The organism is Micrococcus sp. KRD128 (genome assembly GCF_017168395.1).
GTDB classification, from domain to species: domain Bacteria; phylum Actinomycetota; class Actinomycetes; order Actinomycetales; family Micrococcaceae; genus Micrococcus; species Micrococcus luteus.
Genome location: NZ_JABFAX010000016.1, coordinates 210,092 through 230,070, shown reverse-complemented (window position 1 = coordinate 230,070; position 19,979 = coordinate 210,092). Strand labels below are relative to the sequence as shown.

General features: G+C 73.1%; 18 protein-coding genes and 1 tRNA gene. 18 read left to right on the top strand and 1 reads right to left on the bottom strand.

Annotation, left to right across the window (positions count from 1 at the left end; all coding sequences use genetic code 11):
- Positions 1–234 precede the first annotated feature (234 nt).
- The 10 genes from J1M44_RS09200 (at position 235) to J1M44_RS09155 (ending at position 9,342) form a co-directional block, all read left to right on the top strand.
- Positions 235–1,095 (top strand): ParA family protein, encoded by an 861-nt coding sequence (locus J1M44_RS09200; protein ID WP_050773867.1) that lies wholly within the window; start codon positions 235–237, stop codon positions 1,093–1,095.
- A 222-nt stretch (positions 1,096–1,317) separates the two neighbouring features.
- Positions 1,318–2,274 (top strand): pseudouridine synthase, encoded by a 957-nt coding sequence (locus J1M44_RS09195; protein ID WP_002857422.1) that lies wholly within the window; start codon positions 1,318–1,320, stop codon positions 2,272–2,274.
- Positions 2,271–3,431, top strand: coding sequence for a prephenate dehydrogenase (locus J1M44_RS09190; protein ID WP_206480878.1), 1,161 nt, complete (start codon positions 2,271–2,273; stop codon positions 3,429–3,431). Before J1M44_RS09195 ends, J1M44_RS09190 begins: the two co-directional genes overlap by 4 nt.
- A gap of 1 nt (position 3,432) precedes the next feature.
- Complete coding sequence (gene cmk / locus J1M44_RS09185; protein WP_002857424.1) at positions 3,433–4,164, top strand: (d)CMP kinase; 732 nt, start codon at positions 3,433–3,435, stop codon at positions 4,162–4,164.
- Positions 4,161–5,699, top strand: a complete 1,539-nt coding sequence (gene der / locus J1M44_RS09180; protein WP_206480877.1) for a ribosome biogenesis GTPase Der — start codon at positions 4,161–4,163, stop codon at positions 5,697–5,699. The genes cmk and der overlap by 4 nt, the downstream gene beginning before the upstream one ends.
- A gap of 104 nt (positions 5,700–5,803) precedes the next feature.
- Complete coding sequence (locus tag J1M44_RS09175; protein ID WP_206480876.1) at positions 5,804–6,283, top strand: hypothetical protein; 480 nt, start codon at positions 5,804–5,806, stop codon at positions 6,281–6,283.
- Between the two features lie 381 nt (positions 6,284–6,664).
- Positions 6,665–6,741, top strand: a tRNA-Pro gene (locus J1M44_RS09170).
- Between the two features lie 818 nt (positions 6,742–7,559).
- The gene (locus tag J1M44_RS09165; protein WP_206399803.1) at positions 7,560–8,399 is read left to right on the top strand and encodes a hypothetical protein; all 840 of its coding nucleotides are present in this window, start codon (positions 7,560–7,562) and stop codon (positions 8,397–8,399) included.
- The gene (locus tag J1M44_RS12035; RefSeq protein ID WP_423227193.1) at positions 8,345–8,647 is read left to right on the top strand and encodes a WhiB family transcriptional regulator; all 303 of its coding nucleotides are present in this window, start codon (positions 8,345–8,347) and stop codon (positions 8,645–8,647) included. The genes J1M44_RS09165 and J1M44_RS12035 overlap by 55 nt, the downstream gene beginning before the upstream one ends.
- 59 nt (positions 8,648–8,706) lie before the next feature.
- Entirely contained in the window at positions 8,707–9,342 is a 636-nt protein-coding gene (locus tag J1M44_RS09155; protein ID WP_206395949.1) for a hypothetical protein, read from the top strand.
- A gap of 180 nt (positions 9,343–9,522) precedes the next feature.
- On the opposite strand, the gene J1M44_RS09150 is transcribed toward J1M44_RS09155, so the two are convergent.
- Positions 9,523–10,044: an adenine phosphoribosyltransferase gene (locus J1M44_RS09150; RefSeq protein ID WP_206480875.1), complete on the bottom strand. Its 522-nt coding sequence runs from the start codon at positions 10,042–10,044 to the stop codon at positions 9,523–9,525.
- 133 nt (positions 10,045–10,177) lie between these two features.
- On the opposite strand from J1M44_RS09150, the gene J1M44_RS09145 reads away from it, so the two are divergent.
- The 8 genes from J1M44_RS09145 (at position 10,178) to J1M44_RS09110 (ending at position 19,945) form a co-directional block, all read left to right on the top strand.
- The gene (locus tag J1M44_RS09145; RefSeq protein ID WP_446724873.1) at positions 10,178–11,680 is read left to right on the top strand and encodes a peptide MFS transporter; all 1,503 of its coding nucleotides are present in this window, start codon (positions 10,178–10,180) and stop codon (positions 11,678–11,680) included.
- A gap of 85 nt (positions 11,681–11,765) precedes the next feature.
- The gene (gene gcvH / locus J1M44_RS09140) at positions 11,766–12,152 is read left to right on the top strand and encodes a glycine cleavage system protein GcvH (RefSeq protein WP_098470541.1); all 387 of its coding nucleotides are present in this window, start codon (positions 11,766–11,768) and stop codon (positions 12,150–12,152) included.
- Positions 12,153–12,257: 105 nt separating this feature from the next.
- Positions 12,258–12,683, top strand: a complete 426-nt coding sequence (locus tag J1M44_RS09135; RefSeq protein WP_049146965.1) for an FHA domain-containing protein — start codon at positions 12,258–12,260, stop codon at positions 12,681–12,683.
- Positions 12,684–12,695: 12 nt separating this feature from the next.
- Positions 12,696–13,439, top strand: a complete 744-nt coding sequence (ftsR, locus tag J1M44_RS09130) for a transcriptional regulator FtsR (RefSeq protein WP_060774674.1) — start codon at positions 12,696–12,698, stop codon at positions 13,437–13,439.
- Entirely contained in the window at positions 13,432–13,947 is a 516-nt protein-coding gene (locus J1M44_RS09125) for a bifunctional nuclease family protein (protein ID WP_002854604.1), read from the top strand. Before ftsR ends, J1M44_RS09125 begins: the two co-directional genes overlap by 8 nt.
- 211 nt (positions 13,948–14,158) lie before the next feature.
- Complete coding sequence (locus J1M44_RS09120) at positions 14,159–14,722, top strand: MerR family transcriptional regulator (RefSeq protein ID WP_065573189.1); 564 nt, start codon at positions 14,159–14,161, stop codon at positions 14,720–14,722.
- Between the two features lie 158 nt (positions 14,723–14,880).
- Positions 14,881–18,399 (top strand): pyruvate carboxylase, encoded by a 3,519-nt coding sequence (locus J1M44_RS09115; protein WP_206480873.1) that lies wholly within the window; start codon positions 14,881–14,883, stop codon positions 18,397–18,399.
- Between the two features lie 82 nt (positions 18,400–18,481).
- Positions 18,482–19,945, top strand: coding sequence for a mycothione reductase (locus tag J1M44_RS09110; RefSeq protein ID WP_049158770.1), 1,464 nt, complete (start codon positions 18,482–18,484; stop codon positions 19,943–19,945).
- Positions 19,946–19,979 lie beyond the last annotated feature (34 nt).

Genomic DNA, 19,979 nt, shown 5'->3' with positions numbered 1-19,979 from the left:
CGGCGGGCCCGCGCGGCACGTCGCATCGTCGACCACCGGCGACGCCGGGGACGAGCCTGGACACAGGCCCGTCCCCGGCGTCGCCGTCGTCCCGGGAACGCCAGGCACTAGGGTGGGGGAAGATCCGGACACGCCGACGACGGCGCCGCGGCGCGCCGCGGCCCGCGGCCGGGCGTGCAGACCACCGTGGAAGGAGCCGGCGCCGCCGTGACCTCGAGAGAACCGATCCCCGTGATGACCATCCACGGCGAGCCCGTGCTCGGGCCCACCGGCCGGCCCAAGCACGACTTCCCCGAGCCCGCGCCCCTGACCTCGCACGGCCCGGCGCGGATCATCTCGATGGTGAACCAGAAGGGCGGCGTCGGGAAGACGACCTCCACCATCAACCTGGGCGCCGCGCTCGCGGGCTACGGCCGCAGGGTGCTCATGGTGGACTTCGACCCGCAGGGCGCCCTCTCGGCCGGCCTGGGTGCGAACCCGCACGAGCTCGACACCACGGTGTACAACGTGCTCATGGAGCGGTCGGTGACCGCGAAGGACGCGATCCTGTCCACGGACTTCGAGAACATGGACCTGCTGCCGGCCAACATCGACCTGTCCGCGGCCGAGGTGCAGCTCGTCAACGAGGTGGCCCGCGAGCAGGTCCTCGAGCGCGCGCTGCGCCAGGTCCGCGACGACTACGACGTGGTCCTCATCGACTGCCAGCCCTCGCTGGGCCTGCTGACCGTCAACGCGCTGACCGCCTCCCACGGCGTGATCATCCCGCTGACCGCCGAGTTCTTCGCGCTGCGCGCGGTCGCCCTGCTCGTCGAGACGATCGAGAAGGTGCAGGACCGGCTCAACCCGGACCTGGAGATCGACGGCGTGCTGGCCACGATGTTCGACCAGCGAACCCTGCACTCCAAGGAGGTCGTGGGCTCGCTGGTGGCCGGCTTCGGGGACCGCGTGTTCGAGACCGTCATCAAGCGGTCCATCAAGTTCGCCGACGCCACGGTGGCGGCCACGCCCATCACCCTGTTCGCCGAGAACCACGACGGCGCCAAGGCCTACCGGCAGCTCGCCCGCGAGCTGATCTCCCGCGGCGGCGCGCCGTGACCGTCCGCTGAGCGCCGACGACGCCGGCCCGGTCCCGTCGCGGGACCGGGCCGGTTCTCTGCGCGCTCGCGGCCGGGGGAGCGGTGGTCGGGAGACGAGACGCCGCCGATCTGCGAGAATGGAGCCGGGCGTGTCCGTCTCCGGGCCGTCCCCCACCCCTTGACCCGTCCGCCGCCGGCCCGACCGGCGCCGTTGACGCGCACCCGAAAGGACGCCCTCCCCATGAACTCCCGCAAGCCGCGAGGCTCCGGACGCACCCCCGCCGTCGGTCGACGGGGCGGCCCGTTCCAGGAGCGCGACTACCAGCGACAGATCGGTGCCCGCCGCGGCGCCGCCGGCCCCCGCGAGGAGGCCCCCTTCGACGAGGACGCCGTGCCGCGCACGCGCGGTCGCCGCGGCCGCGGCGCCGGAGCCGCCCGGGCCAAGGCCGCCCACCTCGACCGCATCCACGACGAGTCGGGCGAGCGCCTGCAGAAGGTGCTGGCCGCGGCGGGTGTGGCGTCCCGGCGCGTGAGCGAGGACCTCATCGCCGAGGGCCGCGTGGAGGTGGACGGCGTCGTCGTCACCGAGCCCGGCGTGCGCGTGGACCCGGCCACGGCCGTGATCCGGGTGGACGGCATCTCCGTGCAGACGGACGTGACCAAGCAGTACTTCGTCTTCAACAAGCCCCGCGGCGTGATCTCCACGATGGTGGACCCGGAGGGCCGGCCCTCGATCGCCACCTACCTCAAGCCCGGGCAGGAGCACCTGTTCCACGTGGGCCGTCTGGACAACGAGACCGAGGGCCTGCTCATCCTCACCAACGACGGTGAGCTGGCCAACCGCCTCACCCACCCCAGCTACGAGGTCCCCAAGACCTACGTGGTGCAGACCCGCGGCCCGCTGGCCAAGGGCGTCTCGAACCGGCTGCGCGAGGGCGTGGAGCTGGAGGACGGCGTGGCGCAGGTGGACTCGTTCAAGCTCGTCGACTCGACGCCGGGCCACGTGCTCGTCGAGGTCGTGCTGCACTCGGGGAAGAACCGCATCGTGCGCCGCATGTTCCAGGAGATCGGCCACCCGGTCGAGCGGCTCGTCCGCGTCAAGGTGGGCCCCATCCTGCTGGGCGACCAGAAGCAGGGCACCGTCCGCGCGCTCAACGCGCAGGAGCTGGGCCACCTCAAGGCCCTGGTCGGCCTGTGAGCGCGCCCGCCGAGTCCGCCGCCGCGCTCGGTGACGGCCCGGCCGGGATCCCGCAGCCCGTCCTCGTCCGGGGGACCGGTCTGCTGGGCACCTCGATCGGCATCGGGCTGAGCGCGGCCGGTGTGGACGTGCGCCTGCACGACCCCTCGCCCGCCGCCCTGGCCGTGGCCGCGGACATCCGCGCCGGACGCCCCGCCCGCCTGGACGCCGAGGGCGACGACCTCGATGCCGCCCCGGGCCTCGTTGTCGTGGCCGCGCCGCCGGACGTGACCGCCGACGTCGTGGTGGACTCGCTGCGCCGCTGGCCCGCGGCCGTGGTGGTGGACATCGCCTCGGTGAAGGAGGCGGTCGCCGCGGGCGTGCGCGCCGCCGTCGACGAGGCCCGCCTGGCCCCGCAGGACGCCGACCGGTACCTCGGGACGCACCCGATGGCCGGCTCCGAGCGGTCCGGTCCTGTGGCGGCCCGCGGCACCCTGTTCACGCAGGCGCCGTGGGTGCTGTGCCCGACGGACACGACGCGCCCGGGCGCCCTCGCGGCCGGTCGGGCGCTTGCGCTGACGCTGCAGGCCACCCCGTACCGGATGGCCGCCCGCGCCCACGACGAGTCGGTCGCGCTGATCTCGCACCTGCCGCAGATCGCCGCCTCGCTCGTGGCCTCCCGCCTGCAGGACACCCCGGACCAGGCGCTCGCCCTGGCCGGCAACGGGCTGCGGGACACCACCCGGATCGCGGCGTCGGACCCGCAGCTGTGGGTGCAGATCCTCTCCGGCAACGCCGGGCGGATCGTGCCGGCGCTGCACGGGCTGCGGGCGGACCTGGACCGGCTGATCCGCACCCTGGAGGACCCCTCCGCCCCCGGGGCGCGGCTGGACTTGGCGCAGCTGATCGCCGAGGGCAACGCCGGCCGGGCACGGGTGCCCGGCAAGCACGGGGCGCCGCCGCAGGCGTTCGCGGTGGTCACGGTGATCGTGGACGACGCCCCCGGGCAGATCGCGGCCCTCCTCGACGAGGTCGGCCGCACGGACGTGAACGTGGAGGACCTGCGGCTCGAGCACGCCTCGGGCCACCGGGTCGGCATGGTGGAGATCTCCGTGCTGCCCGGCCGCAGGGACGAACTCGTGGCGGCGCTGACCGCCGCCGGATGGAAGGTGGTCTGAGATGACCGAGCACACCCGCGACGACGTCGCACCTGCCCCGCTCGTGGTGGCGGTGGACGGGCCCTCGGGCTCGGGCAAGTCGTCCGTGTCCAAGGCCGTGGCCCGGCGTCTCGGCGCGGCGTACCTGGACACCGGCGCCATGTACCGCGCCGTGGCGTGGCACTGCCTGCACGAGGGCGTCGACCTGGCCGATGCGGAGGCTGTGGCGGCGGCCGCCGTCGCCATGGACCTGGACCAGTCCACCGACCCGGACGTCGAGGCCGTGCGGGTCGGCGGCACGGACGTCACCGAGGCGATCCGCGGCCCCGAGGTCACGGACACGGTCTCCACCGTCGCCGTGGTCATCCCGGTGCGCGAGGAGCTGCACCGTCGCCAGCGGGCGGCGATCGCCGCCGCGGGCCGGATGGTCGCCGAGGGCCGCGACATCACCACGGTGGTGGCCCCGGACGCCCACGCGCGCGTGCTGCTCACGGCCTCCGAGGCCGTGCGCACCGCCCGCCGCTCGGGCCAGCTGGCCGCGGCGGGGGAGACCGGCGTCGACGCCGGCACGCTGCACCGCCAGGTGGCCGGGCGCGACGCCCGCGACGCCACCGTGTCCACGTTCGACCGCCCCGCCGACGGGGTGGCGCTCGTGGACTCCACCGAGCTCGACTTCGAGCAGACCGTGGCGGCCGTCCTGGCCGCCGTCGAGGACCAGGCCGGCATTCCGGCCGTGAAGGGAGGCCGACGATGACCGAGAACCCCCAGCACCGCTCCGGTGAGGACGAGTTCGTCCCCGCCGGCGACGATCAGGTGGCCGAGCGGCTCGCCGCCATGACCGAGGAGGAGGCCGAGGCGCGTGCCGCATCGTTGCGCGCCGGCCTGGCCGACTACGAGCTCGAGGAGGACGACGCCGCCCTCCTCGACGCGTGGCAGTTCGGGCCCGACGAGGACGTCGACGCGCCCGTGCCGCCCGTGCTGGCCATCGTGGGCCGGCCGAACGTCGGCAAGTCCACGCTCGTCAACCGCATCATCGGCCGCCGTGAGGCCGTGGTGGAGGACGTGCCCGGCGTGACGCGCGACCGCGTCTCCTACGACGCCGAGTGGAACGGCCGCGAGTTCACCGTGGTGGACACCGGCGGCTGGGAGCACGACGCCAAGGGCATCCACCGTCGCGTGGCCGAGCAGGCCGAGCTGGCCGTGGACGTGGCGGACGCCGTCGTGTTCGTGGTGGACGCCACCGTCGGCATGACGGCCACGGACGAGGCCGTGGTCTCGATGCTGCGCCGCAAGGACCGCCCGGTGATCGTGGCCGCCAACAAGGTGGACGACATGGTCCAGGAGGCCGACGCCGCCACCCTGTGGTCGCTCGGCTTCGGCTACCCGTACCCGGTGTCCGCGGTGCACGGCCGCGGCGTCGCGGACCTGTTGGACGCCGCCCTCGAGGCGCTGCCGGAGGAGTCCGCCCACGGCGGTCTCGTGCCGCGCGGCGGCCCGCGCCGGATCGCCCTCGTGGGCCGGCCGAACGTGGGCAAGTCCTCGCTGCTGAACAAGCTGGCCGGCTCGGACCGCGTGGTGGTGGACGACCTCGCCGGCACCACGCGCGACCCCGTGGACGAGCTCGTGGAGCTCGGCGGACGCCTGTGGCGCTTCGTGGACACCGCCGGCATCCGTCGACGGCAGCACATGGCCCACGGCGCCGACTACTACGCGTCGCTGCGCACGGCCTCCGCCCTGGACCGCGCCGAGGTGGCCGTGGTGCTGCTCGAGGCGCCGCAGGTGGTCTCGGAGCAGGACGTGCGCATCCTCCAGATGGTGCTGGACTCCGGGCGTGCCCTCGTGATCGCGTTCAACAAGTGGGACCAGGTGGATGAGGACCGCCGGCACCAGCTGGCCAAGGAGATCGACCGGGACCTGGCGCACGTCGCCTGGGCGCCGCGCGTGAACATCTCCGCGAAGACCGGCTGGCACAAGGACCGTCTCGTCCCCGCGCTGGACCTCGCCCTGGACTCGTGGGACACCCGTATCCCCACGGGCAAGCTCAACGCGTTCCTCGGCGAGCTCGTGGCGGCCCACCCGCACCCGCTGCGCGGCGGCAAGCAGCCCCGCATCCTGTTCGCGACCCAGGTCTCGAGCCGGCCGCCCAAGTTCGTGCTGTTCACCACGGGGTTCCTGGACCCCGGGTACCGCCGGTTCATCGTGCGCCGCCTGCGCGAGACGTTCGGGTTCGAGGGCACGCCCCTCGAGATCGGGATGCGCGTGCGCGAGAAGCGCGGTCGCGGCCGCTGATCCGGCACCGCCCCGACGACGTCCCTCGGCCTGCCGCGCCGGGGGACGTCGTCGTCCCGGCAAGTTCCCACCGTTCGTCCACCTTCGCCGCGTAGCCTGAGGGCATGAGCCTCATCCGACGTCGCCCCGCCGCCCTGTCCCTGGCCACCCTGGCCGCGCTCGCGTTGGCCGCATCCGGCTGCGCGGTCGACGACGGCGAGACCCGGGCCGCGCTGCAGAGCGCCGAGGACCGGCTCGCCCAGGCCGAGGACCGGATCAGCGAGCTGGAGGCGGACGCCTCGGACCGCGTGGACCTGGGGCAGCTGCGCCAGGAGGCCGAGGACGCCCTCGAGGAGGCGGACCAGCGCGCCGCCGAGGTCGTCGAGGACCTGACGCGATCCCTGCCCTCCGGTTCGGACATCGTCGACGTCGAGGCCCTCCGGGAGGACGGGAAGGTGGTCATCGAGTACGGCCGGTCCGCTCTCGAGGCCGATCCCCAGGTCCTCGAGGACACGATGCGGGAGGCGGCGGAGCAGGCCCGCAACGCCATCCCGGACCTGAAGGACGTCGAATTCCGCGTGGGGGACCGGACCTTCACGTACTGACCCTCCGACGGGGATCCGTGAGCCCCCCCCCGACACGCCTCATCGACCCGCCCGGAACGGCGGATCGGAGCGGCTCGGTGTGTTACGCTTCACCCGTGCACGACTGCACCCTCAGTCATGAGAGGGTTCGTGCAGACCGCCAGGCCCACCGGTACGCCGGGGCCGCGGTCGCTGGGGGACTCTCGGTCGGGTGGCCCTCGGTCAAGGGATGAGGGGTTCACGTCTGTGAAGAGGACGTGGGCCCCTTGTTCACGTTTCGGGGGTGTCGTGCCGTTCACCCCTGACGACGACGACCCGGCAGGCCCGTTCCCGATTCGCGTCCGGCGGTGCGGGTGGGGTATGCTCGTCGGGTGCTGAAGCGCGGATGACCGCGAGTCGCCACGGGCTATGGCGCAGCTTGGTAGCGCGCTTGACTGGGGGTCAAGAGGTCGTGGGTTCAAATCCCGCTAGCCCGACCACGTCGACGAAGCCGGAGCCCTGCAGCGCAGGGCTCCGGCTTCGTCGTACCCGGGGCCGTGGCCGCCCGGCCCGCCACCCCCCGTCGAGCGGGCAGTTCAGGCCGCGAACAGCACGTGCGTGTCCGGCACGACGGCCCGGCCGCCTGGTCCCCGCGCCTCATGATGGTCACGCCGGGGCGGGGCAGGTAGATCGTGAGGCGCGCCTCTACGAGGTGGCCCCACAGCTCTGTTGCGTCAGGGGGGGTATGCGCCGTTCAGGTGCAAGAGATGGGCCAGCGCATACCGCACCGCATAGAGGCGAATTGAGGGAACGCCCGCTTTGCGGCACAGCGCACGGAACCGCCCCGAGTACGACTTGGGGCGCACCTGACGCCCCAGCTCGCCTATGACGGCGCAGCCCGTAGAGCGCCAGGCCGCGCCGGCCTTGAGCTGACGGCGGGCCTGACGCGCCTTGAGCGCCCGACGGAGGTCCATCGGTCTTGGGCGCATCGCCCCCACGTGGACCGTCCGGACCCGCTGGGCGCACTTCGGGTCGCCCACGTATGTCTCGCATCGCGTGCTGATGGACTGGACACGCCCCTGACTCACCGTGACCGTGCCGATGTTCGGGCCCGCGTCCTCCCACTGGAGGCCTATTACGTCGGCGTGCGTCGTGCCGGACAACGCGAGCCGCCACGCGGTCGCAAGGCAGCCAAGGTCGCTCACGGCACGTAACGCGACGAGCTGCGCCGCCCGGCCTCGCCGGCGCGGTGGACGTCAAGGCCTGCACGGTCACCGCCCGCACCCCTGGGCCGTCCCCGTGGTGGTCCGAGGCCGACGTGGAGAGCACCCGCACCGACCTCATGGCCTCTCACTGGCGACGCCTGATCCTGTGTGAGTGGGCCGAGGGCGACGACTCGCTCACCACACCCAATGACATGGAGGCGGCGATCCGGGGCGGCTCCACCGTGCTCGAGCCCCGCCCGGGCGTGCAGTACGTGGCCGCGCTGGACGTCGGCACCCGCCGCGATCTCACGGCGCTCGCCGTGGGGCACCGTGAGCGCCGGGCCGAGGGGCCGGTGGTCGTCGTGGACCGCGTGCTGTACTGGCGACCGCCGACAGGCGGGCGCGTGGATCTGGCCGAGGTGGAGGCCGTGGTGCTCCGCGTCTGCCGGCAGTACCGCGCCCGGCTCCGGTTCGACAGGATGCAGGCCGAACAGATGACGGCGAACCTCGAGAGGGCCAGCATCACCGTGCGCGAGTACGTGTTCAGCGCCCAGGGGGCCAACCGGCTGGCGCGCGGCATCCACGGGGCGCTCCGCGACCGCGCGTTGTCCCTGCCCGACGACGTGGAGGTGCGGGACGAGTTCCTGTCCACGCGCCTCGTGGAGACCGCCCCGGGCGTCGTGAAGCTGTCCAATCCCAGGGGCTCCCACGACGATATCGTGACGGCCGTGGGAATGATCGTCGCGGACTTCATGGAGCGCCCCGACGACAGCGGGGCGCGGGCCACGGTGCCCCGTGGGCGCATCGCCCGACGGGCGACGTCTGGGAGCATCCGAGAGGCTGGCGGCGTCCGCCGTGCAGGCGCTCCCAGCGCGTTCCCACCCCGCTCGAACCTGCCATGGGCCTACGGCGCGACGATCCCCGGGCGGGGCGAAGGGAGGGCGGGACGGTGAAGATGTTCCCCCACCTGGAGGGCGACGCGGGTGGGCTGTTGGTCCGCCTCAGTCGCGAGGCCACAGAGAACGCGCACAGCGTGCCGTGCTGGGCCGATCCTGACGCGTTCCTCTCCGACTCGTCGGCGACGCGCGCAGAGGCCGCGAGAGCGTGCCGACGGTGCCCCGTGCGGGCTCTGTGCGGCGAGTACGCCGAGACGGCGGACGAGCGGCTCGGCGTCTGGGGCGGAGAGGACCGCACCCGGTGATCACTCCGTGCACGGGGCGTCGCGTATGTGCGCGGCGCTCGGTGCCCCATGATGGGCACATGGACCCCCAGATAACGACTCTCCTCGCCGGTATCGGCGGCGGTGTGTTCACCCTCGTGGGCACGCTGGGCACGACGTGGCTTAACAACAAGCACCAGGCTAAGCAGGCGGCTGACGAGCGAGCCGCGGAGGAGAAGCTCCGGCGAGAGGAGCGAGCCGCTGAGGACCGGTCTGCTTCAGATCGCCGCCGGGATGAGGCGGCGACAGTGGTCAGGAGCGCTCTCATGCGGGTTGTGGAGGCGGCGTCCGTCGGGGAATCACTGCGGCTGGAGGTCGACGAAGCCAAGCGGTACGGACATGACACCGCCAGCAGCATGACCGAACGCGACCGGCGGGTCCGTGCGGCGGGCGTTATATCGGAGCTGGGAAAAATCAGCGCTGAAATGACGGCCTTCGGCGGGGAACTCGCACTGTATGCGCGGAGCTTGCTTGAGGCTGCGCGAGCATCCCTGCAAGGCAACTACAGCGCCCTCTCATTCGAGCAAGACGCTCGCATGTTCGAGGCCGCCGCCGCCACGTGGCTCCAGGAGCACGCCCGCGTCTCCTTGGGTGGCACAGAGGCGGCACAAACGGCCCCGGACGGGACGCGTATAGAGAGGAATGGAACGGACGAGACGGGGGACGCGTCCAAGTAGGACGGGGGAGAGTGAACGAGAGGGGACGGTTGCTCTGCTCTGGGGGTCAAGAGGTCGTGGGTTCAAATCCCGCTAGCCCGACCACGTCGACGAAGCCGGAGTCCTGCAGCGCGGGGCTCCGGCTTCGTCGTACCCGGGGACGCCTCTGCAGCCTCTCCCCGTCGGGTGAGGCGGGGCGGTTCAGGCCGCGAACAGCACGTGCGTGTCCGGCACGACGGCCCGGCCGCCGAGGGCCGTGAGCTCCAGCAGGCAGGCCGCGCCCACCACCTCTGCACCCCGCGCCTCGATGAGCCGTCGGCCGGCGGCGAGGGTGCCGCCCGTGGCGAGGACGTCGTCGAGCAGGAGCACCCGTGACCCGGCCGGCAGGTCCTCGGAGACCTCGATGCTCGCGGTCCCGTACTCCAGCGTGTAGTCCGCACGGGCCGCGGGAGCCGGGAGCCGCCCGGCCTTGCGCAGCGGCACGAGGCCGGTGCCGGTCAGGGCGGCGGCCGCCCCGGCGAGCAGGAACCCGCGGGCCTCGAGGCCGGCCACGAGGTCGAAGCGCCCCTCGAACGGCGCCACCAGGGCTTCGACGCACGCCCTCAGAGCGCGGGCGTCGGCGAGCAGGGGCGTGATGTCCTGGAAGGCCACGCCCGGGCTGGGATGGTCGGGGACCACGCGGATGAGGGAGCGGGCACGGGCTATCTCGGAGGTGACGGACACGGCCCCCACTCTAGGACGGACGCCGCCCAGGCCGCGCATGTGATCGGCGTCATCGGGCGGGGAGTTTGCTCTGACTCCCTTGGAGGAGGACAGTAGATCGGTGGAAAATCCCCAGAATCCTCTCGCGGGCCGCGTGCCCGACGTCGAGCCGCCCGCCCGCGTGGCGGCGTCGACGGCCACCCGTCCCGACGACGCCACCCCCGACTGGCGCGGCCGCCCGTTCCTCGGCCAGCCCGGCCCGCTGGCGAACCTATTCTCCGTGGAGCTGTGGGAGCGCTTCTCCTTCTACGGCATGCAGGCCATGCTCGTCTACTACATGTCCTGGACCGCCGCGGAGGGCGGCCTCGGGATCGACCCGGCCGTGGCCACGGGCATCGTCGGCGCCTACGGCGGCATGGTGTACGTGTTCTGCATCCTCGGCGGCTGGGTCGCCGACCGCCTGCTCGGCTCCGAGCGCACCATGTTCGTCAGCGCCGTCGGGATCATGTTCGGCCACATCGCGCTGGCCCTCGTCCCGGGGGTCCCGGGCCTGACCCTCGGCCTCGTGCTCGTCGCCATCGGCTCGGGTGGCCTCAAGGCCAACGCCACGAACCTCGTCGGCTCCCTGTACTCCCGCGAGGACCCCAAGCGCGACGCCGGCTTCTCCATCTTCTACATGGGCGTGAACATCGGCGCCCTCTTCGGCCCGCTGCTCACCGGCCTGGCGCGCGACACGCTGGGCTTCCACGTCGGCTTCGGCCTCGCCGCCGCCGGCATGGCCATCGGCCTGACGCAGTACGCCCTGACCCGCAAGAACCTGCCGACGGACGTGCACCGGGTCCCGGATCCGCTGCCGCGGTCGCAGTACGGTCGCTGGGGCCTGATCGGCCTGGGGATGGTCGCCGTCGTCGTGGTCCTGTTCCTCACGGGTGTCATCACCCTGGGCAACCTCTCCGACGCCGTCGTCGTGCTCGCCGCCGTCGCAGCCATCGCGATCTTCGCGGTCCTGCTGACCTCGACGAAGGTCACGGAGGAGGAGCGCTCGCGCGTGAAGGCGTTCATCCCGCTGTTCATCGGCACGTCCGTGTTCTTCGCCCTCTTTCAGCAGCAGTTCACCGTGATCGCGCTGTACTCCGAGCACCGCCTCGACCGGAACCTGTTCGGCTGGCTCATGCCCATGGAGTGGGTCAACTCCATCAACCCGATCTTCATCATCGTGTTCGCCCCGGTGTTCGCCGCGCTGTGGACCAAGCTGGGCGCCCGCCAGCCCGCCACCCCGGTGAAGTTCGGCATCGGCATCGTCCTGATCGGCATCGCCTTCCTGCTGTTCATCCCGGTGGCCGACGTCGTCGCCGTGCCGCTGCTGTGGCTGACGCTGATCCTGTTCGTCTGCACCATGGGCGAGCTGCTCGTCTCCCCGGTGGGCCTCTCCCTGGCCACCAAGGTCGCCCCGCGCAGCTTCCCGGTGATGATGGTGTCGCTGTACAACCTGTCCGTCGCCCTGGGCACGGCCCTGGCGGGCTCCCTGGCCGGCTCCTACTCGGAGCAGAACGAGGTGGGCTACTTCGGCATGATCGGCGCGGTCACCCTGGGCGTGGGCCTGCTCGTGCTGGCCATCGCCAAGCCGGTGCGTCGCGGCATGCGCGGCGTGCTCTGAGCGCGCCAGTGGCGCGAATCACGCGCCGCTCGGTAGTCTGCGAGACGACGTCATCACTCCCGACCACGCAAAGGACGCGCACTCCATGAGCTCCATCCCCGAAGGCCTGAAGTACTCCGCCGAGCACGAGTGGATCGCCGAGGCCGACGCCGCCGGCACGGTCCGCGTGGGCATCACCGACTTCGCCCAGGATGCGCTGGGCGACGTCGTCTACGTGGACCTGCCGGAGGTCGGCACCGAGGTCACCGCGGGCACCGCCGTGGGCGAGGTCGAGTCCACGAAGTCCGTCTCGGACATCTACGCCCCGGTCACCGGCACCGTGGCCGCCGTCAACGACGAGCTCGACGGCGAGCCCGGCCTGGTCAACTCCGCCCCCTACGAGGGCGGCTGGCTGTTCGAGATCACCCTCGCGGACGAGGCCCAGCTCGAGGGCCTCATGGACGCCGAGGGCTACGCCTCGCACACCAGCTGAGCCCCGTCTGCCGTCGCCCCGCCGCTGGCCGGCGGGGCGACGGCGTCCCCTTCGTCCCTCCATCCGGCCGGCGCCGCGGCGCCGGCCCACGCACAGGAGCACCCCATGAACCAGCCCGGACGTGAACCGGACCTGTCCACCTCCGCCATCAACCTCACCGAGCTGGCGCCGCTGGTCTCGGCGGACCTCACCCGCGAGGAGTCCGACGCGATCCGCGCCCTCCCGGCCGGTTCCGCGCTGCTGCTCGCCCACGAGGGCCCGGACCAGTCCGCCCGCTTCCTGCTGGACGAGGACGTGGTCTCCGTGGGGCGCCACCCGGACGCGGACATCTTCCTCGACGACGTCACCGTCTCCCGTCGTCACGCGGAGTTCCGAGCCGAGGACGGCGGCCATCGGCTCGTGGACCTGAACTCCCTCAACGGCACCTTCGTGAACCACGACCGCGTGGACGAGATCCTGCTGCGCTCCGGGATGCACGTGCAGATCGGCAAGTACCGGCTCACGTACTACGCCGCACCGGCGCGGGGCTGAGCCGTCATCCTCGTGACCGATCCGCGCCCGCGCCCCGACGCCGTCCCCACCGCCCGCCCTGCGGGCCGGCTGGGCATCGGCGAGGTCGTGGCCGCCCTCGAAGCCGAATTCCCCGGCGTCACCGCGTCCAAGGTGCGCTTCCTGGAGGACCGCGGCCTCGTGCTGCCCGAACGGACCCCCGCCGGCTACCGGCGCTTCCGGCCCGAGGACGTGGACCGGCTCCGGTTCGTCCTCGCCCTGCAGCGGGACCACTTCCTGCCGCTCAAGGTGATCGCCGACCACCTGGCCGCGCTGGATCGCGGCGAACGCCCCACCGGCCTGCCCGGAACCGCAGCGGTCCCGGCGTCCTCGGACGCGGAGCGGCTCGGCCGCGAGGTCGCCGGGGGCCGCCGGTCGTGGACCCGCGCCGAGCTCGCCGCCGAATCCGGTGCGGGCGAGGAGCTGCTGGCCGAGCTGGACCAGTACTCGCTCCTGCCCGTCGATCCCGACGGCGGCTACCCGAGCCACGCGATGGACGTGGCCCGGGCCGCCGTCGTGCTCGCGGGCCACGGCCTGGAGCCCCGGCACCTGCGCCCGCTGCGGGCCGCGGCCGACCGCGAACTGGGCCTGGTGGAGCGCGCCGTCGCCCCGCTGCAGGCCCGCCGCGACGCCGGCACCCGCCCCCGCGTGGCCCGCTCGGCACGCGAGATCGCGCAGGCCAGCCTGCGGCTGCATGCGGCCCTCGTGGCCGAAGGGCTGGAGCAGTGGGATGACTGAGCCGCGCCCCGTGCCCGCCGACGACGTCGGTGACGTGCCCCTGTCCGTGCTCGGCGTGCGCGTCGAGCTGCCCGAGCAGCACCACGTGATCCTGCTGGTGGATCCGCCCGGCCGCACGATGGTCCCGCTGTGGGTGGGCGCGCCCGAGGCCGCCGCCGCCGCGCTCGCGCTCGAGGGCGTCCGCGCGCCCCGGCCCCTCACCCATGAGCTGCTCCTGGCCGCCGTCGACGCCCTGGGCGCCGAGGTCGTGCGGGTGCGGCTCACCGAGGTCCGGGACGAGGTCGTGCACGCCGAGCTCGTGCTCTCCACGGGCGCCCGGGTCGACGCCCGCGCGTCGGACGCCGTCGTGGTCGCCCTGCGCGCCGACGCCCCCGTGCTCGGCAGCCCCGCCGTGCTCGCGGACGCCGGCATGCCGGCGCGGACGGGGGAGGAGGACGCCGGCCAGGAGCGCGCCGTCGAGGACTTCCGCGACTTCCTGGACACGGTGCGCCCCGAGGACTTCGCCTGAGCGGAGCCGGCGCGACACGGCGCGGTCTCGCCGCCGGCGTCGTTGACCACCCTCGGACCCGCGCGTACCTTCGAGGGGAAGAGGGCCCCGCCACCCGGGGCGCCTCCGTCGTCCTCCCCACGGTCACCGGGGAGCGCCGCCACGGTCACCGGCGGCACATGACGGTCGCGTCCCCTTCCCGCACCGGGGGCCCCGCACCAGGAGGTTCCCCGTGACACCCACTGCAGGTCCTGGCCGGCCCCCCGCGCTCGGCACCCAGGGCACGCTCTTCGACGAGGGCGCGACCCGGGGCGACGACGTCGGCTTCCGCGGACCCACCGCGTGCAAGGCCGCCGGCATCACGTATCGCCAGCTCGACTACTGGGCCCGCACGGACCTCGTGGTCCCCACGGTCCGCAGCGCCTCCGGCTCCGGCTCCCAGCGGCTCTACTCGTTCCGCGACATCCTCGTCCTCAAGGTGGTCAAGCGCCTCCTGGACACCGGCGTCTCGCTCCAGCAGATCCGCACCGCCGTGGGCCACCTGCGCGAGCGGGGTGTCGAGGACCTGGCGCAGATCACCCTGATGAGCGACGGCGCCTCGGTGTACGAGTGCACCTCGGCGGACGAGGTCGTGGACCTCGTCCAGGGCGGCCAGGGCGTCTTCGGGATCGCCGTCGGCCGCGTGTGGCGCGAGGTCGAGGGCAGCCTCGCCGAGCTGCCCCGCGAGAGTGTGGTCGGCGCCCCCGAGCCGGGGGACGAGCTGGCCGGGCGGCGTCAGGCCCGCCGCTCCGCCTGACCCTCCACCGCGGGGCGCCCGCGGCCGACGCCGGCCCCGGCACGAGGCCGGGCCGGCGTCGGCGCCCCACAGCGCCGAACCAGTCATCTTTCGTCTCGCAACGGTGACTGTGCGCGACATGAGGCGGAACTCCGGCGCGGTGTGACACACTCCCAACCATGACCGCACCTGTCGAGAACTTCACCCCTCCAGAGGACGCGGCCGGGTCGACCGGAGCCGGCGCCGTCTTCTCCAAGGTCTTGGTGGCCAACCGCGGCGAGATCGCCGTCCGCGCCTTCCGCGCCTGCTACGAGCTGGGCGCCCGCACCGTCGCCGTCTTCCCCTACGAGGACCGCAATTCGATCCACCGCCAGAAGGCGGACGAGGCCTACCGCATCGGCGACGAGGGCCACCCCGTGCGCGCCTACCTCGACGTGGACGAGATCATCCGCGTGGCCAAGGACGCCGGGGCCGACGCGATCTACCCGGGCTACGGCTTCCTGTCGGAGAACGCCGGCCTGGCCCGCGCCGCGGCCGAGAACGGGATCACCTTCGTCGGCCCGCCCGCCGACGTCCTCGAGCTGACCGGCAACAAGGTCGAGGCCCTGCGCGCGGCCAAGCGCGCGGGCATCCCCACCCTGGCCTCCTCGGACCCGAGCGCCGACGTCGAGTGGCTCCTGGAGCAGGCCGAGGAGATCGGCTTCCCCATCTTCGTCAAGGCCGTCGCCGGCGGCGGCGGCCGCGGCATGCGCCGCGTCGAGCGCCGCGAGGACCTGCGCGGCTCCCTCGAGGCCGCGATGCGCGAGGCGGACACCGCCTTCGGCGACCCCACCGTGTTCCTCGAGCAGGCCGTCCTGCGGCCGCGGCACATCGAGGTGCAGATCCTCGCCGACGGCGAGGGCAACGTCGTGCACCTCTTCGAGCGGGACTGCTCGCTCCAGCGCCGGCACCAGAAGGTCATCGAGATGGCCCCGGCACCGAACCTGGACGAGGAGATCCGGCAGGCCCTGCACCGGGACGCCGTCGCCTTCGCCAAGGAGATGGGCTACGTCAACGCGGGCACCGTCGAGTTCCTCGTGGACACGGCGGGCGAGCGGGCGGGCCAGCACGTGTTCATCGAGATGAACCCCCGCATCCAGGTGGAGCACACCGTGACCGAGGAGGTCACGGACGTGGACCTGGTGGGCGCGCAGCTGCGCATCGCCGCCGGCGCCACCCTGCCCGAGCTGGGCATCACCCAGGACGCCCTCCAGGTCCGCGGCTTCGCCATCCAGTGCCGCATCACCACCGAGGACCCGGCCAACGGCTTCCGCCCGGACACCGGCACCATCACCGCCTACCGCTCGGCCGGCGGCTCCGGTGTGCGCCTCGACGGCGGCACCATCTACGCCGGTGCGGAGATCAGCCCCCACTTCGACTCCATGCTGGTCAAGCTCACCTGCCGCGGACGCGACTACGCCACGGCCGTGCGCCGCGTGCGCCGAGCCCTGGCCGAGTTCCGCGTGCGCGGCGTGGCCACCAACATCCCGTTCCTGATGAACGTGATGGACGACCCGCAGTTCGTCAGCGGCGACGTCGCCACGGACTTCATCGACAAGCATCCCGAGCTGGCCACGGTGAACCGCTCCCAGGACCGCGGATCCAAGGCCCTGCAGTACCTCGTGGACGTCACCGTCAACCAGCCGCACGGCCCGCGCGTCGAGGGCATCGACCCCCGTGACCGCCTCCCGGAGCACCCGGGCGACAAGCACCAGGAGCCGGACCGCTCGCCCTTCGACGGCCCGAGCCGGAACGAGGACGCGGCGCCCCCGCACGGCTGGCGTCAGGTGCTGCTGGAGCAGGGCCCCGAGGGCTTCGCCCGCACCCTGCGCGAGCAGACCGCGCTGGCCGTCACTGACACCACGTTCCGCGACGCCCACCAGTCCCTGCTGGCCACCCGCGTCCGCACGCGCGACCTGCTGGCCGCCGCGCCCGCCGTCGCGCACACCCTGCCGGGGCTGCTGTCGGTGGAGGCCTGGGGCGGGGCGACGTACGACGTCGCGCTGCGCTTCCTCCACGAGGACCCGTGGCAGCGCCTCGAGCTGCTGCGCGCGGAGCTGCCGAACATCCCGATCCAGATGCTGCTGCGTGGCCGCAACACGGTGGGCTACACGCCGTACCCCACCGAGGTGACGGACGCGTTCGTGACCGAGGCCGCGGCGTCCGGCGTCGACGTGTTCCGCATCTTCGACGCCCTCAACGACGTCGAGCAGATCACCCCGGCCATCGAGGCGGTGCGTGCCACGGGCACCGCCGTGGCCGAGGCGGCCCTGTGCTACACGGGCAACATGACGGATCCCAAGGAGACGCTCTACACGCTCGACTACTACCTGGGCCTCGCCCGCCGGATGGTCGACGCCGGCGCCCACGTCCTGGCGATCAAGGACATGGCGGGCCTGCTGCGGCCCGCCGCCGCGCGCGAGCTGGTCACCGCCCTGCGCGCCGAGTTCGACCTGCCCGTGCACCTGCACACGCACGACACCGCCGGCGGTCAGCTGGCCACCCTGCTCGCAGCGGCGGAGGCCGGCGTGGACGCCGTCGACGCGGCCACCGCGTCCATGGCGGGCACCACCAGCCAGGTGCCGCTGTCCGCCCTGGTCGCGGCGCTCGAGCACACGGAGCGGGACACCGGTCTCGGCCTCGAGGCCGCCACCGCGATGGAGCCCTACTGGGAGTCCGTCCGCTCGGCGTACGCGCCCTTCGAGGCGGGGCTGCCCGCCCCGACCGGCCGCGTGTACCACCACGAGATCCCGGGCGGCCAGCTGTCCAACCTGCGCACGCAGGCGATCGCGCTCGGCCTGGGGGAGCGGTTCGAGGCCATCGAGTCGATGTACGCCGCGGCCGACGACCTGCTCGGCCACCTCGTCAAGGTCACCCCGTCCTCCAAGGTGGTGGGCGACCTGGCGCTCCAGCTGGTCGGTTCCGGCGTGGACCCGAAGGAGTTCGCGGAGCGTCCGCAGGAGTTCGACATCCCCGACTCCGTGATCGGCTTCCTCCGGGGCGAGCTCGGCGACCCGCCCGGCGGCTGGCCGGAGCCCTTCCGGACCAAGGCCCTCCAGGGTCGCCGCGAGGGCGCGGGCATGGTGGAGATCTCCGCGGAGGACTCGAGCGCCCTCGGCGAGGCCGGACAGACCCGCCGCGCGGTGCTGAACCGCCTGCTCTTCCCCGGCCCCACGAAGGAGTTCGAGGCGCACCGCGAGGAGTTCGGGGACACCGTCACCCTGCACACCCGCGACTTCCTCTACGGCCTCGTCCCCGGGCGTGAGCACGTCATCTCGCTCGGACGCGGTGTCCGGCTGCTCGCCACCCTCATGTCCGTCTCCGAGCCGGACGAGAAGGGCATGCGCACGGTGATGGTCACCCTGAACGGCCAGCTGCGCCAGATGACCGTCCGGGACCGCTCAATCGAGTCCACCGTGCGGACCGCGGAGAAGGCGGACCCCGGCACCCCCGGCCACGTCGCCGCCCCGTTCGCGGGCTCGGTCACCGTGCAGGTGGCCGAGGGCGACGCCGTCGAGGTCGGCCAGGCGGTGGCCACGATCGAGGCGATGAAGATGGAGGCCGCGATCACGGCCCAGGCCGCGGGCACCGTGCGCCGCGTGGTCACGGAGGGCGTCACGCCCGTCAACGGCGGAGACCTGCTGCTCGTGATCGAGTGAGCCCCGCGTGAGCCCGCCGCCGGCGGGCCGCCCCACGGGCCCGGACGCCACCGCGTCCGGGCCCGTGCCTATCCTGGGAGGCATGGCCACCTCTGCGGAACACCACGACCTGCTCATCATCGGCTCCGGATCGGGGAACTCCCTGATCAGCGAACACTGGAAGGGCCGGAGCGTCGTGATCGCCGACTCCGGCACGTTCGGCGGCACCTGCCTGAACGTCGGCTGCATCCCCACCAAGATGTACGCCTACCCGGCCGGCCTGGCCGCGCTGCCCCCCGAGGCCCGGAGCCTCGGGGTGGGGTTGGAGTTCACGGGCGCCGACTTCCCGGCCATCCGGGACCGCATCTTCACGCGCATCGACGGCATCAGCCGCGACGGGCTCCGCTACCGCCGGGACGATCTGGACTACACGAGCGTGATCCAGGAGGAGGTCCGCTTCGTCGGCCCCCGCCGCGTGCGCACCGCCTCGGGCCGGGAGATCACGGCGGACCAGGTGGTGGTCGCCGCGGGGTCGCGGCCCACCCTCCCCGAGATCCCGGGCCTGAACCTGCCGTCGGTGCACACCTCGGACACCGTGATGCGACTGGATCGGCTGCCGCGGCGGCTGCTCGTGGTGGGCGGCGGGTTCATCGCCTGCGAGTTCGCCTCCGTCTTCGCCGGGCTGGGGACCGAGGTCGTCCAGGTCAACCGTGGCCACCGGCTGCTCAAGCAGCACGACATGTCCGTGTCCACGACGTTCACGAAGATCGCGGCCCGGCGGTGGGACCTGCGCACGGGGTGGACCCCGGCCGGGGTCGAACCGGTCGAGGACGCCGAGCGGGCCGCGGACGGCTGGGTCCGGGTGCGCCTGGATCGCGCGGAGGGCCAGGAGCAGACCGGCATCGTGGAGGAGGCCATCGAGGCGGACGCGGTGCTGATCGCGGTCGGCCGGACGCCGAACACGGACCGCCTCGACCCCGCCGCCGCGGGACTGGACGTCACCGACGACGGCGTCCTGGCCAGCGACGAGCATCAGCGCGCGCTCTCCGACGGTGCGCCGGTGGAGGGGGTCTACGTGCTCGGGGACGTCGCCAACACGTGGCAGCTCAAGCACGTGGCCAACCACGAGGCCCGCGTCGTCGCGCACAACCTGGAGCATCCGGACGACCTCCGCGCCAACACGCTCGGCCCCGTGCCGGCGGCCGTGTTCACCCATCCGCAGGCGGCCTCGGTCGGGCTCACGGTGGAGCAGGCGCTCGCCGACTACGGCGCGGACGCGATCACGGTGAAGACCCAGTCCTTCGGGGACGTCGCCTATGGCTGGGCCATGGAGGACACCGAGGGCGTGTGCACCGTCGTCGCGGAGAAGGCCACGGGACGGATCCTGGGCGGGCACATCCTGGGGCACGAGGCCGCGAACCTCATCCAGCCGCTCGTGACCGGCATGGCGTTCGGCATCGACGCCCACCGGCTCGCGCGGGGCCAGTACTGGCCCCACCCGGCCCTCACCGAGGTCGTCGAGAACGCGCTGCTGGGCCTGGACGTGCCGGACTCCGGTCTGCTCTGACCGGACCCGCGGGGACGACGACGCCCGGCCGCGG

What these genes read in the sequence shown, in the direction of transcription:
- J1M44_RS09200 (WP_050773867.1), top strand. Translation starts at nt 235, where the DNA reads ATGACCATCCACGGCGAGCCCGTGCTCGGGCCCACCGGCCGGCCCAAG.
- J1M44_RS09195 (WP_002857422.1), top strand. Translation starts at nt 1,318, where the DNA reads ATGAACTCCCGCAAGCCGCGAGGCTCCGGACGCACCCCCGCCGTCGGT.
- cmk (WP_002857424.1), top strand. Translation starts at nt 3,433, where the DNA reads ATGACCGAGCACACCCGCGACGACGTCGCACCTGCCCCGCTCGTGGTG.
- der (WP_206480877.1), top strand. Translation starts at nt 4,161, where the DNA reads ATGACCGAGAACCCCCAGCACCGCTCCGGTGAGGACGAGTTCGTCCCC.
- J1M44_RS09175 (WP_206480876.1), top strand. Translation starts at nt 5,804, where the DNA reads ATGAGCCTCATCCGACGTCGCCCCGCCGCCCTGTCCCTGGCCACCCTG.
- J1M44_RS12035 (WP_423227193.1), top strand. Translation starts at nt 8,345, where the DNA reads ATGGGCCTACGGCGCGACGATCCCCGGGCGGGGCGAAGGGAGGGCGGG.
- J1M44_RS09155 (WP_206395949.1), top strand. Translation starts at nt 8,707, where the DNA reads ATGGACCCCCAGATAACGACTCTCCTCGCCGGTATCGGCGGCGGTGTG.
- gcvH (WP_098470541.1), top strand. Translation starts at nt 11,766, where the DNA reads ATGAGCTCCATCCCCGAAGGCCTGAAGTACTCCGCCGAGCACGAGTGG.
- J1M44_RS09135 (WP_049146965.1), top strand. Translation starts at nt 12,258, where the DNA reads ATGAACCAGCCCGGACGTGAACCGGACCTGTCCACCTCCGCCATCAAC.
- J1M44_RS09125 (WP_002854604.1), top strand. Translation starts at nt 13,432, where the DNA reads ATGACTGAGCCGCGCCCCGTGCCCGCCGACGACGTCGGTGACGTGCCC.
- J1M44_RS09115 (WP_206480873.1), top strand. Translation starts at nt 14,881, where the DNA reads ATGACCGCACCTGTCGAGAACTTCACCCCTCCAGAGGACGCGGCCGGG.
- J1M44_RS09110 (WP_049158770.1), top strand. Translation starts at nt 18,482, where the DNA reads ATGGCCACCTCTGCGGAACACCACGACCTGCTCATCATCGGCTCCGGA.